The sequence below is a fragment of the Sulfuricurvum sp. genome (assembly GCF_028712165.1).
Taxonomy (GTDB): domain Bacteria; phylum Campylobacterota; class Campylobacteria; order Campylobacterales; family Sulfurimonadaceae; genus Sulfuricurvum.
The window spans coordinates 1-13366 of record NZ_JAQTQR010000072.1 but is presented as its reverse complement, the minus strand read 5'-3'; the positions used below and the strand labels follow the sequence as shown (position 1 = coordinate 13366).

Below are 13366 nucleotides of genomic sequence, written 5' to 3'. Positions count from 1 at the left end.
TGGAAGCGTTCTCTTCACCTTTCGATCCGAGTGCCGTAGACTTTCTCTCCAGTCTCAATGTTCCGGCCTATAAAATCGCCAGTTTTGAGATCACCGATATCCCTCTCATCGAATATACCGCCGCTAAAGGAAAGCCGATTATCATCTCTACCGGTATCGCAACTCTAAGTGACATAGAAGATGCATTGGATGCATGTAAACGCGTCGGAAACGATCAGATTACTCTCCTCAAATGTACTTCTGCCTATCCTGCCTCACTCGAAGAGATGAATCTCCTCACGATCTCCGATATGATTTCTCGTTTCAGCGTCTCAGTGGGTCTTTCCGACCATACCATGAGCCTGAGTGCTCCCGTAGCTGCCGTTGCCCTCGGGGCGCGCGTTATCGAAAAACATTTTATTCTGGATCGGGGGATGGGTGGAGCCGATAGCGCATTTAGTCTGGAACCGGCAGAGTTTAAAGCGATGGTAGATGCTGTACGTGATACCGAAAAGTTATTGGGAAATGTCACCTATACGTTAAGTCCGAAAAGTTTGAAATCACGCGAATTTTCCCGCAGTCTTTTTATTGCAGAAAATGTAAAAGCGGGTGAGATGATCACTGCCGCAAATGTCCGTTCCGTACGCCCAGGTTTTGGATTGGCTCCAAAACATTTACAGGATATTCTCGGAAAACGGTTTGCGAAAGATGCTATCAAGGGAATTCCGATGACATGGGAATTCGTCGAATGACGATCGCCGTTGTCTCTCACGATGCCGGCAGTTCTGAGCTAATCTGCGCATTTATCCGTGAACATGAGGCACTTGTATCTTGGCATATTTTTGCCCTTCCTGAAAGCCCTATGGCAATCATCTGCAAGCGACACGGTCTCATGTTCAGCCCAATCAACAATCCCTCCGAGCAACTCGAAGCAATCCATCCTGATATTCTTCTTTTCGGAACCGGATGGCAAGAAAAATGCGAGCGTCCTTATGTACACTACTGCAAAGAACACGGTATCCCTACGGTCGCATTTCTCGATCATTGGAGCAACTATCGGGAACGTTTCGACTATCCAGATGAAACTTGGATAGAAAATCTGGGGGATTTTACCGCCGTATCCGATGAAAAAGCCTACGTCCTTGCACGCTCACTCAACCTTCCCCATCCACTAAAACTCTCCAATTATTATCTAAAGGCCCTTATTGAAGAGGCACAAAAACGGACTATTGTTCCATCGAACACTCTTTTATTTTTAAGCGAACCGACTGATGCCGTTGCACAACAAACCTATGGAGATCCTCTGTACTGGGGATTCACCCAGTATACAGCTCTCCGAGACATTTTAGATCATTTCGGACAATTTAAATGTGAAAATCTCACAATCCGACTTCACCCGAGTGAAACATCTTCTGAATACAGCTTAATATTAAAGCAATATTCTCACATACCGATTCAGATTCATTCTGCACACACTGCCGATTTAACCGATGAACTCTTAAGCGCCAAAATGATTATCGGATTTGACACAATGGCACTCTACATCGCTGCACTTCTAAACAAGCCGGTCATTTCATATCTTCCATCACACAACAGAGATTTTCACCTTCCACTGCCTCAAACGCATCAACTGAAAAATTTAGATGATTTTGTTCCCGAACTTTTGTTCCCTTCATCACTGAGCATTGAAAAATTCGGTATGGATTTTGCTTCATTTATAAACACTCTCACAAAGGCGTTTGAATGAAGAAACCTCTGAATGCACTCATTATCGGAGCAGGCAGTATCGGAGGACTAATCGATTCCCCCTCTTCTAAAGCAATCGCCAGTCATGCCCATGCGTATTCGCTCTGTCCCAATACACACTTAAGTGCTATATGCGAGCCCTCTGAGCTCAATGTTTTTGCCTTTATGGAGCGATGGGGAGAAGTACATCGATACTATTCGGTTGATGATATCGGCGAGGACGAGCATTATGACATTGCCTCCATTGCTTCATCAACCTCAGCGCATTTTCACGATCTTGCAACGTTGATTCAACGAAGCGATTGCTCCATGATATTGTGCGAAAAGCCGATTGTCGCTACTAAAGAGGAGTTCCATTCTCTTGTCGGCATTCTCCAACACACCCACAAGAAAATTCTGATCCATTTGATGCGCCGATACAACAATGCATTTATAGCCCTCGCTTTGCGAATCAAAAACGGGGAATTTGGAACGGCTCTCGGGTTTCAAGGAGTATGCACCAAAGGACTGCTACACAACGGTTCCCATCTATTAGGAGTTTTGAGCCATTTTTTAGGAAACCTAAAATCCATCAAACCGTTCGGAGCATCTCATTGCAATGGCGATCTATGCGGTGAATTCGGCATTTCGCTTCAAGGAGGAGACGGAAGCATATCGGTTTTGCAATCTCCTGAATATTCACTGTTTGAACTTACAATTTGGTTCGAAAAGGGAGTGATTAAACTTCTAGAGGGAGGCGAGAAAATCGAAATACATTCTCGTGTTCCGTCCAGTGTGTATGAGGGATATTTTACCCTTGCGCTCCAAGAGAGTATTAGTACCAATCTCTCACGTTATGCACTTGATTCATTGGAGTTTTTACTCCGTGAAAGCAACCAAACCTGTAGCGATATTTTCAAAAAACATCTCCATATCCACAAATTGATTTTTCAAACTTTCACAAAGGTATACCGATAATGAAACTTGCAATTAACGGCGGAGAGAAACTCAGAACTGCCCCTTTCCCCGCATACAATACCATCGGAGTTGAGGAAGAAGAAGCAGCCCTTCGGGTACTTCGAAGCGGCAAACTTTCCACCTATCTTGGGACATGGCATGCCGACTTTTACGGCGGGCCTGAAGTACGTGCGCTCGAAGCGGAATGGTGCGAGTATTTCGGCGTCAAACACGCCATCAGTGTCAACTCTGCCACCAGTGGTCTTTATGCCGCAGTAGGCGCCTGCGGTATCAGTCCCGGCGATGAAATCATCGTCTCTGCCTACACGATGAGCGCATCCGCAACAGCCGCTCTCGTCTACGGCGCCATTCCTATCTTTGCCGATATCGAAGAAGAATACTACTGTCTCGATCCCCGTTCCATTGAGTCTAAAATCACTCCCCGCACCCGTGCGATCATAATCGTGGATATTTTCGGTCAACCCTATGATCGCGATGCGGTCAATGCCATTGCAAAAAAACACAATCTCTATGTGATTGAAGATGCGGCTCAAGCTCCAGGAGCTATGTTGGGCGATAAATATGCCGGAACACTGGGCGATATCGGTGTCTATTCGCTCAATTACCACAAACACATCCATACCGGCGAAGGGGGGATTATTGTCACCGACGATGACACCCTGGCCGAAAAACTCCGCCTCATCCGAAATCATGCCGAAGCGGTCCTTTCGGCAAAAGGGATCACCGATAAAAATGATCTGATCAACATGGTTGGTTTCAACTACCGGATGACTGAAATCGAAGCGGCAATCGCTCGGGAACAGCTCAAGAAACTTCCTGCACTACTGGAAGAGAGACTTGAAAATACCGCCTATTTAAATGAAAAACTGTCACAAATACCCTGCATAAAACCGACTAAAATCCGTGAAGGCACAAAGCACGCGTTCTATGTTCATCCCCTCCAATTCGATGCTGAGAGAGCAGGAATGCACCGTAATAGCTTTATTGATGCTGTAAAAGCCGAACTTCCTCCTACCCTGCTCCGAGAAGAGTCTACTGTGTTGTTAAGCTACGGCTACGTCAAACCCCTCTATCTCCAACCGCTCTATCAAGAGCGCATTGCTTTCGGCAAAGACGGATACCCGTTCAATCTCAGTAACGTTACCTATCCAAAAGGGCTCTGTCCGATCACTGAAGAGATGCATTTCAATCGTCTCGTCACACATGAGTTTATGCGTCCCGGAATGACAAAAAATGACATGGACGATGTCGTAAAAGCGTTTGAAAAAGTGTGGGAAAACCGTTCGGAGCTTTTATGCGATTAGAAGGGAAGCACCTATATTTACGTCCGCTCGAGCTAAGTGATGCGAATGGAAATTATCCCGATTGGCTGAACGACGCCGAAGTATGCCGATACAATTCTCACGGTGACACCCTTTATACACGTGATATGGCACAGGCCTATATCGCCAGTGTAACCGACAATCCGGCATATGCTGTTTTTGCGATCTGTTTGCATGAAGACGGCCGTCATGTCGGCAATATAGCCCTTCAGCAAATCTCAGTGAAAAACCGGAATGCCGAGTTCGCTATTTTGATCGGAGAGCCTTCCGCTTACGGAAAAGGGATCGGATATGAAGCGGGAAAACTATTGATCGACTATGCTTTTAATACGTTAATGCTCCACCGCATTTATTGCGGTACTCATTGTGAAAACAGAGCAATGCAACATCTCGCGCTTAAACTTGGAATGAGCGAAGAGGGTCGACGAAAAGATGCCATTTTTAAAAATGGAAAATTTGCCGATGTAGTGGAATATGGTTTGATAAACAATACTTCTATAAAGGAGCCAATATGACTAAACAAATGACTTTTACCGATACCCCTCCTGATACGTATGGTGAACCTCTATACAAAGATTACCTTCAATACTGTACACGCTGCTGTATGCCGAGCTCTAACGAAGGGATGCAGTTTGATGAACTCGGCATCTGTTTAGCTTGCCGTGCTCAAGAGCAAAAAATGCGTATTAACTGGAAAAAAAGCGAAGCTGTTTTACGTGAGACACTCGAGAGTTATAAAGAAAAAGCGGGAGACAACTACGACTGCATTATTCCGATCAGCGGAGGAAAAGACAGCGTATTTCAGCTTCATGTACTCAAAAAAGTATATGGGATGAAACCTCTTGCCGTTACTTTCAACCATAACTGGTATTCGGAAACCGGCAAATATAATCTCGAAAACGCCCTTGAAAAACTTGAAATTGATCATATTATGTTTACACCGAACAAAGCTTTGGTCAAAAAACTTTTTGTAAAATCATTTTATAAAATCGGGGACTCCTGCTGGCATTGTCATGCAGGTGTAGGGGCATTCCCTCTCCAAATCGCTGTTAAATTCAATATTCCTCTCCTTATCTGGGGGGAGTCGGTGTGTGAGAGCAGCGGTCGAGCCGACTTTAGAGATAACGTCCAAAAATTCGATCGCGATTATTTTACGAAAGTCTCTGCAAAACTCTACCCTGAGCAAATGATCGACGAGGAGATCACCCGTAAAGATCTCAAACCGTTCGAGCTTCCAAGTTTTGAAGATATCGAGCGTGTCGGAGTGGTCGGTCTGCATTTAGGCGATTATCTCTTTTGGGATGACGAACGACAAATGGAGTTCATTAAAAAAGAGTACGACTGGCGCGAAGAGCACCGCCCTGGACATTACAAAGGATTCAAAGGGAATGAGTGTAAATTCGAAACCCTCCATGACCATATGAAATACGTCAAACGTGGATTCGGACGCGGAACCGATCAGGCCAGCGCCGATGTACGTGCCGGGCTGCTCACTCGGGAAGAAGGGTTTGAAATCGCTAAAAAATACGATCAGCAACGCCCTGCCTATCTGGACGAATTTTTAGATATGGCAAATATCACTGAAGAAGAATACACCGATGTACTCAAAGCAATGCGCCAAGGAAAATTTAGAGAGAGCCGATGAACCTAACCGATTACAGTGCAACCGAATTATTAACACTCTTAAAATCAAAGTCAATCACTCCGGCAGAGATTACGGCAGCATGTATCGAAAGAATACGCGAGATTGATCCGATTGTCAGTGCATGGGAATATTTTAATGAAGAGGCTATTAACGCTCAGCTAACCAAAATCAGCGACTATACCCAAGAAGATTACCCGCTCTACGGAATCCCTGTCGGCGTGAAAGATATTTACAATACATTTGATATGCCGACCCAAATGGGTTCGCCGCTATGGAGCGATTTTACCCCCGGAAATGACGCACGCCTTATCCATTATCTCCGACGCGCCGGTGCAATCATGCTGGGTAAAACGGTGACGGCGGAGTTTGCCGTCCATTATCAGGATAAAACACGAAATCCTCATGATCTCTCCCGCTCTCCGGGAACCTCTTCGAGCGGTTCAGCCGTAGCCGTTGCCACGGGGATGGTTCCGGTCGCATTGGGATCACAGACAGCCGGATCGATCAGCAGACCGGCAAGCTATTGCGGAATCTATGGATTTAAACCGACGTTTGGCGTCCTGCCCCGTATCGGTGTTTTAAAAACGACCGATTCTCTCGATACCCTTGGGTTTTTCAGCCGTAGTGTTGATGATTTAAATCTGATGTTTGAAGCCTCTCGTGTCCATGGAGAAAATTATGAATTTGTCCATCGGTATATCGATAACTATATCTCAATTCCGGATAAAATCTACCGTATCGGTATCGTCAAACATCCGAAGTGGGAGGAAGCTTCCCCTTACGCAAAAGAACAATTTGACCAATGGTGCACAAAGCTGAATGACCCGAGATTCGTGATCGAAGAGGTAACCCTTCCAGCTTTTTGCACTACTATCCATGCAACCCATCAGACTATTTATGACAAATCACTTGCCTATTATTTCAAAGATGAATATGCCAAACATGAACTCATGAGTCCTATCTTTTACGATATTATCCAAGACGGGCTCCGTATTTCAAAAGAAGAGTACCAAGAAGCACTCGAAAAACAGTCCAGGGAAACCCGTGAATTTGACACGTGGATGGAGTCATACGATATTTTAATCACCCTTGCCACCGCAGATGAAGCTCCTATCGGACTCACAACGCCCGATATTCCGGATGCGAATCTTATCTGGACGTATTTGGGGCTTCCGATAGCAACATTACCGGTTTTAACGGGTGAGCATGGCTTACCTATCGGCGTCAGTGCCGTAGCACGAAAATATAATGATAAACTTTTAATAGACTTTTTGACGCATCTCGAATCTCGGCATATACTCCATACCATAGCACCCAAGACCCCAAAACATTAACCAAGGATTCTTATGAATAACTCTTCTCCTGAAATCAACCCTGTTTTTGAAAAAAACTTACAGGCTCTCGCAAAAAACAATGCTCCTCTCGTCATCAAACTGTTTGCTATTATGACCAATGAGCGTTATGAAGTTTTTCAGGGGAAAGATCCTGTCGATATCAACATTTTGGATACACGCAATCAATCTTTTCTCTATTCGAAACCAGTCGAAGATGTATTGGCCGCTTCCAAAACTCTAGAGGAACGTGCCCATATTCCTTATCGTTATATGTTTGGAATCGGAAACGGGATTTTAGTCAACTTACTGCTTCATGATCCAAAGCTCAAACGTATCGTCGTAATAGAACCCGAAATCGAGCTTCTTTACATTGTTTTGAATATGATCGATTTATCTTCGTATCTTCAATCGGGAAAACTGCTTTTGGACCTTGCATCTCATATAGATTTACCGCGTGCCGTCCATTATCTCTCCCATAGTGAAGGGAAAATATTTGCCAAACTTTTTGATATCGAAATCAATAGCAGCTATTATGATCAATATTTTCCCGACGAAATCTCTAAACTGTTTCAGCTTATGGCCGATTCATTTCATTCCGTTATCATCGGACACGGCAACTGTTCTATCGATTCGTTAATGGGGATCGAACATCACGTTCGCAATTTACCGCGTATGGTATCAGGCCCTAAAGTACGGGATTTGCCAAAAAATGCCTATCCGGATACGGCAATCGTCGTCTCTACAGGGCCAAGTCTTACCAAACAGCTCCCTTTATTGAAAAAAATCCAAGACTATGTGACCATTATTTGTGTCGATGCCAGTTTCCCTATTCTCGAAAAACATGGCATCAAACCCGATTTCGTGACCGCATTGGAACGAATTCCAGAAACGGCAAAGTTTTTTGAAAACAACAGCCTCGATTTTCAAAAAGACGTTACCTTCGTATTTGTTTCCATTGTTCACCAAAAAGTAATCGATGCCGTACGGGCGGGTACTCTAATGCTCTCCATGCGTCCGCATGGATATACCCAATTTTTCGATCTTGACGACTATGGCTATATCGGCACAGGTATGAGCGCTGCGAATCTTGCTCATGAACTGGCTATTGCCCTTAATTTTAAACAGGTTTTTCTGATCGGACAAGATTTGGCGTTTGGAGATGATGACACCTCTCATGCTGAAGGACACGTTTATGGTGAAAACGAAGAAAATGCTTCCGGACACAAAATATACGTTGAACGATGGGGTGGCAACGGCACCATTCGGACAACCGAGTATTGGGTCTTGTTTAACAACTACATTCAACGTGCAATCGCCAACAGCCGTGATATTACCACCTACAATTGTACCGAAGGAGGAGCTCGTATCCCTGGAGCAACCGAGCTCACTTTTCAGGAAGCGACGGATCGTTATGTCGATTTAACATCACCAAAAGTACCGTTTCATCCAGCATTAACACCCGAATCGGAAGTTGAAGTTTTACATGCTGCAATCATCAAAAAAACGAATCTGTGGATTGCCGACTCTATCCGCAAACAAGAGGTTGTTGAAGAAGTGTTCATCAAGGTCCAAGAGGCTTCAGAAGAATTTGTAGCGCTCAAAGACGCTGATAAATTGCAAGAGATATCCTTCGAATGGCTTTCAGAACTTACATCCGATATAGACAGAGTCAAAGCTTTTTTTGATGATGCACTTTTTACCAACCTGTATGTTGATACCGTTCAATCGTATATTCTCCATTTTGAACTTGATTTGGCACAAGTCCAAATCCGTCCGGTTTATTCCGAAGAAGAAAAGATTAGTAAACTGGTTGAGTGGGTGATGCAGCATCGCTATTGGCTGTTTTCATTAGCCGGAGGATTAAACGCGATACGCGACACGATTATCCGAGCAACCGAAGGATGGCCTGAAGAGCTAAAAAATCAAATTGTAATACCTGAGAAAAAAGAGTTTGAAGGAAAAGTAGAAGCTTGAGTATATTACGCAGCCAAAAGGCTGCTACCTGACCTTGTTAGTAACAAGGTCAATACGCTTTCACAGAAACAATCCTTGCAGCTCACGCTGCATGATTAAAACTATTGAAGTAGTTTAAGGACGTTTTGTTGTACCGCATTCGCTTGAGTCATCGCATAACTTCCTGATTGCGCAAGAATGTTATATTTAGAGAAGTTTGCAGATTCTGCCGCAAAGTCAACGTCACGAATATTTGACTCGGCCGCTTTAACGTTAACCTGAGTAACGGAAATATTATTAATCGTCGATACCAATTGGTTTTGAACCGAACCGAGGTCAGAACGGATACTATCCAAAAGTTTTTGAGCCGATTCAGCGATATCCATAACCGCCATCGCACCTTTGAGAGTCGTAACACCGGCACCGATACCGCCCGCTACGTCCGCACCGTTCGTCGAAACCGACAATGCACCGATCGCTTCAGCCTGTGAGCTGGTGATATTTGCCAATGCATTTGAAAGGTTCAATACATCATTTACACTTGTTGATACGATCAACGTCGCACCCGCACTCACTTTAATATCCCCTGCATCCAAACGGCTCAATGTCAAACGACCGAAGTTGTCGGCAGAAAGATTTCCACCCTCTGAACTGATGTGGATACCGCGTCCATCCATGGACGTCAAGGTCAATTTACCGCTTTTGTCGATAGAAGCTTCAACTCCGGTTTCTGTTTTTTGCGCATTGATTGCCGCAACCAAACGACCGTCTGAATCCGCTGCCAAGACACCGCTAACGGTACCGATATTGATCCCGTTGATCGAAATCGCAGAGAAATCGCCGGCTGCTACTTCCGCAGCATATTTTTGTTCAACTACATAACTTGCACGTACACCGGTAATATCGGAGTTTTTGTTGATAACATCCGCCAATTTACCGATACCGCTTCCCGCAGAGTAATCCACTTGTACGGTTTCAAGGGTAATTGTACGTCCGGCAACACTAAATGACATGACAGTCGTACCTGCTTGGGTAAAAGTATTGGATGTTTCATAACGTACGTTACCGATTTTCTCCGCATTGGTAGCACCGATAGAGGCAGTTACCGTTTGGTTCGAATACGCACCGATTTGGAATTGTTTGTTGGTGAATGAACCCGCCAACATATTTTGACCGTTGAACGAAGTAGTATTCGCAATATTGTTCAATGATTCAATCAAACGTGCAATGTCTTTTTGAAGAGCTTGACGTGATTGTGTTGTTTGACCGTCTTGTGCCGCTTGTGTCGCTTTCGTTTTGATCGTGTCGAGAATTTTGAGTTGCTCATCCATCGCCTTATCGGCAGTTTGAATCATCCCAATCCCGTCATTCGCATTTGAAATCGCTTGTCCAAGAGCATTTGATTGTGATCGTAGAGAATCCGCAATCGCCATACCTGATGCATCATCCGCCGCACTGTTGATACGAAGACCTGATGATAATTTAGAAAGTGAACTGTCCAAATTTCGGTTGTTTACATTCGCCGCTGTGTGTGCGTTCATCGCCGCAATGTTCGTGTTAATTCTGAAACCCATGATAAATCCTTAGGAATTTTTTTGCATCCGTGCAATTCTAATGGATATAAAAGCAAAAAATATTCCAAAAACTTATTGAGTCAATAATAAAGAAATTAGAGGGAGTAAAAAGAAGATGATGCCCCCCATTGGGAGACATCTAAAATAGCAGTTAACCTAGCTCGTTACTATTGTAGTAGACGAAGAACGTTTTGCTGTACCGCATTTGCTTGTGTCATCGCGTATGAACCCGATTGCGCAAGAATGTTAAATTTAGAGAAGTTTGCAGATTCTGCCGCAAAGTCAACGTCACGAATATTTGACTCAGCCGCTTTAACGTTAACCTGAGTAACGGAAATATTATTAATCGTCGATACCAATTGGTTTTGAACCGAACCGAGGTCAGAACGGATACTATCCAAAAGTTTTTGAGCCGATTCAGCGATATCCATAACCGCCATCGCACCTTTAAGAGTCGTAACCCCAACACCGATACCGCCCGCTACGTCCGCACCGTTCGTCGAAACCGACAATGCACCGATCGCTTCAGCTTGTGAGCTGGTAACATTTGCCAATGCATCTGAAAGGTTCAATACATCAGAGACCGATGTAGATACGATCAACGTACCGCCAGCACTCACCTTAATATCCCCTGCATCCAAACGGCTCAATGTCAAACGACCGAAGTTGTCGGCAGAAAGATTTCCACCCTCTGAACTGATGTGGATACCGCGTCCATCAACCGATTTCAAGGTCAATTTACCGCTTTTGTCAATAGAAGCTTCAACTCCGGTTTCTGTTTTTTGCGCATTGATTGCCGCAACCAAACGACCGTCTGAATCCGCTGCCAAGACACCGCTAACGGTACCGATGTTAACACCGTTGATCGAAATCGCCGAGAAATCGCCGGCTGCTACTTCCGCAGCATATTTTTGTTCAACTACATAACTTGCACGTACACCGGTTACGTCTGAGTTTTTGTTGATGATATCCGCCAATTTACCGATACCGCTTCCCGCAGAGTAATCCACTTGAACGGTTTCAAGGGTAATATCACGTCCGGCAACACTAAACGCCATTACTGCCGCACCTGCTTCAGTAAAGGTATTAGCTGTTTCATAACGTACGTTACCGATTTTCTCCGCATTGGTAGCACCGATAGAGGCAGTTACCGTTTGGTTCGAATACGCACCGATTTGGAATTGTTTGTTGGTGAATGAACCCGCCAACATATTTTGACCGTTGAACGAAGTAGTATTCGCAATATTGTTCAATGATTCAATCAAACGTGCAATGTCTTTTTGAAGAGCTTGACGTGATTGTGTTGTTTGACCGTCTTGTGCCGCTTGTGTCGCTTTCGTTTTGATCGTGTCGAGAATTTTGAGTTGCTCATCCATCGCCTTATCGGCAGTTTGAATCATCCCAATCCCGTCATTCGCATTTGAAATCGCTTGTCCAAGAGCATTTGATTGTGATCGTAGAGAATCCGCAATCGCCATACCTGATGCATCATCCGCCGCACTGTTGATACGAAGACCTGATGATAATTTAGAAAGTGAACTGTCCAAATTTCGGTTGTTTACATTCGCCGCTGTGTGTGCGTTCATCGCCGCAATGTTCGTGTTAATTCTGAAACCCATGATAAATCCTTTTATCGCAAGAGCTTTTCGCTCTTAAGTTAGTTCAGCGTCCTTGCTGTTACAGACTATATCGGGACTTAAAAGAAAAACTTTAACGATTTTGTAAAAAATTTTGTTACACTTTCGCAACTCATCCATATATATAGGATTCACTTTTTGAAACTCATCATCGTAGAGTCTCCGGCTAAAGCCAAGACCATTAAAAACTTTCTCACCAAAGATTACGAGGTTATTGCCTCCAAAGGGCATATCCGTGACCTCCCGAAAAATCGTTTCGGCATTAAAATCGATGACGAGAAAATCGTTGCCGAATATCGGATCAGTGAAGACAGCACTGCAACGGTCAAACAAATACAGGAATTGGCCAAAAAAAGCGATACCATCTATATCGCGACCGATGAAGACCGCGAAGGAGAAGCAATCGGCTGGCACATTGCCCATGCGATCGATAAAGACCCTGAATCTTTACCGCGGATTGTGTTCCATGAGATCACCAAAAATGCGATTATCCATGCACTTGAAACTCCCCGCACCATCGATATGGATCGCGTCAATGCCCAGCAGGCACGCCGATTACTCGATCGTATCGTAGGGTATAAACTTTCACCGCTCCTTGCTTCGAAAATCCAAAAAGGGTTATCGGCAGGACGGGTACAATCTTCTACTCTAAAAATCGTTGTCGATCGTGAACGTGAAATTCGCGCGTTTATTCCCGAAGAGTATTGGACTATCGATACGCTGTTCAAAAAAGATATCGAAGCGACACTCGTCAGCTTTGAAGATGAGAAAATCGACAAACTCACGATTAAAACCGGCGATGAAGCTGCGCGGATCGTGGCAATATTAAAAGGTGAAAATTTCAAAGTCGGAGAAATCGAGACCAAAGAGCGTAAATCTTCTACTCCTCCACCGTTTATGACGTCGACGTTACAGCAAACGGCCAGTTCGCAGCTCGGGTTCTCGCCGAAAAAGACGATGATGGTTGCCCAAGCGTTGTACGAAGGGGTTAAAACTCCTGAGGGAACATCCGGGGTCATCACCTATATGCGTACCGATTCTTTGAACCTTGCAGCCGAAGCGGTTGAAGCGGCGCGTGAAGTGATCTTGGAGAGATACGGCAAAGAGTATTTGCCTAAAGAAATAAAAGTTTATACGAAAAAATCCAAAGGGGCACAAGAGGCGCATGAAGCGATCCGTCCTACCATGCTCGCCTTTACCCCTGAGATCGCGGCAACGT

At 44.5% G+C, this 13366-nt stretch carries 11 protein-coding genes; 9 read left to right on the top strand and 2 right to left on the bottom strand.

Annotation, left to right across the window (positions count from 1 at the left end; all coding sequences use genetic code 11):
- The 8 genes from pseI to PHP90_RS11565 all read left to right on the top strand — a co-directional run.
- Positions 1-731 (top strand): pseudaminic acid synthase (gene pseI, locus PHP90_RS11600; protein ID WP_299930000.1); only part of this gene is annotated, 731 nt, incomplete at its 5' end.
- Positions 713-1726: a hypothetical protein gene (locus PHP90_RS11595; RefSeq protein ID WP_299929997.1), complete on the top strand. Its 1014-nt coding sequence runs from the start codon at positions 713-715 to the stop codon at positions 1724-1726. The genes pseI and PHP90_RS11595, both read left to right, overlap by 19 nt.
- On the top strand, positions 1723-2682 hold the full coding sequence (locus PHP90_RS11590) for a Gfo/Idh/MocA family oxidoreductase (protein WP_299929994.1): 960 nt from the start codon (positions 1723-1725) through the stop codon (positions 2680-2682). Before PHP90_RS11595 ends, PHP90_RS11590 begins: the two co-directional genes overlap by 4 nt.
- Positions 2682-3986 carry a DegT/DnrJ/EryC1/StrS family aminotransferase gene (locus tag PHP90_RS11585; protein ID WP_299929991.1) on the top strand — a complete coding sequence of 435 codons (1305 nt, stop codon included), beginning with the start codon at positions 2682-2684 and terminating at the stop codon, positions 3984-3986. The genes PHP90_RS11590 and PHP90_RS11585 overlap by 1 nt, the downstream gene beginning before the upstream one ends.
- A complete protein-coding gene (locus PHP90_RS11580) occupies positions 3977-4519 on the top strand; it encodes a GNAT family protein (RefSeq protein WP_299929989.1) in 543 nt (180 codons plus the stop codon). The genes PHP90_RS11585 and PHP90_RS11580 overlap by 10 nt, the downstream gene beginning before the upstream one ends.
- Positions 4516-5649 (top strand): N-acetyl sugar amidotransferase, encoded by a 1134-nt coding sequence (locus PHP90_RS11575; RefSeq protein ID WP_299929986.1) that lies wholly within the window; start codon positions 4516-4518, stop codon positions 5647-5649. Before PHP90_RS11580 ends, PHP90_RS11575 begins: the two co-directional genes overlap by 4 nt.
- Complete coding sequence (locus PHP90_RS11570) at positions 5646-6983, top strand: amidase (protein WP_299929984.1); 1338 nt, start codon at positions 5646-5648, stop codon at positions 6981-6983. Before PHP90_RS11575 ends, PHP90_RS11570 begins: the two co-directional genes overlap by 4 nt.
- Positions 6984-6995: 12 nt before the next feature.
- Positions 6996-8957: a motility associated factor glycosyltransferase family protein gene (locus PHP90_RS11565; RefSeq protein ID WP_299929981.1), complete on the top strand. Its 1962-nt coding sequence runs from the start codon at positions 6996-6998 to the stop codon at positions 8955-8957.
- A gap of 101 nt (positions 8958-9058) precedes the next feature.
- Here PHP90_RS11565 and PHP90_RS11560 read toward each other — a convergent pair whose 3' ends face one another.
- The gene (locus PHP90_RS11560; protein ID WP_299929978.1) at positions 9059-10510 is read right to left on the bottom strand and encodes a flagellin B; all 1452 of its coding nucleotides are present in this window, start codon (positions 10508-10510) and stop codon (positions 9059-9061) included.
- 167 nt (positions 10511-10677) lie between these two features.
- Positions 10678-12129 (bottom strand): flagellin B, encoded by a 1452-nt coding sequence (locus PHP90_RS11555; protein ID WP_299929975.1) that lies wholly within the window; start codon positions 12127-12129, stop codon positions 10678-10680.
- A 156-nt stretch (positions 12130-12285) separates the two neighbouring features.
- On the opposite strand from PHP90_RS11555, the gene topA reads away from it, so the two are divergent.
- Positions 12286-13366, top strand: a 1081-nt coding sequence (gene topA / locus PHP90_RS11550; RefSeq protein ID WP_299929972.1) for a type I DNA topoisomerase, incomplete at its 3' end; no start/stop codon positions are given.

Excerpts from the sequence above, each read along its gene's own strand:
- PHP90_RS11595 (WP_299929997.1), top strand. The coding sequence starts at position 713 with ATGGGAATTCGTCGAATGACGATCGCCGTTGTCTCTCACGATGCCGGC.
- PHP90_RS11555 (WP_299929975.1), bottom strand. The coding sequence starts at position 12,129 with ATGGGTTTCAGAATTAACACGAACATTGCGGCGATGAACGCACACACA.
- PHP90_RS11575 (WP_299929986.1), top strand. The coding sequence starts at position 4,516 with ATGACTAAACAAATGACTTTTACCGATACCCCTCCTGATACGTATGGT.
- PHP90_RS11565 (WP_299929981.1), top strand. The coding sequence starts at position 6,996 with ATGAATAACTCTTCTCCTGAAATCAACCCTGTTTTTGAAAAAAACTTA.
- PHP90_RS11580 (WP_299929989.1), top strand. The coding sequence starts at position 3,977 with ATGCGATTAGAAGGGAAGCACCTATATTTACGTCCGCTCGAGCTAAGT.
- PHP90_RS11560 (WP_299929978.1), bottom strand. The coding sequence starts at position 10,510 with ATGGGTTTCAGAATTAACACGAACATTGCGGCGATGAACGCACACACA.
- PHP90_RS11590 (WP_299929994.1), top strand. The coding sequence starts at position 1,723 with ATGAAGAAACCTCTGAATGCACTCATTATCGGAGCAGGCAGTATCGGA.
- PHP90_RS11570 (WP_299929984.1), top strand. The coding sequence starts at position 5,646 with ATGAACCTAACCGATTACAGTGCAACCGAATTATTAACACTCTTAAAA.
- PHP90_RS11585 (WP_299929991.1), top strand. The coding sequence starts at position 2,682 with ATGAAACTTGCAATTAACGGCGGAGAGAAACTCAGAACTGCCCCTTTC.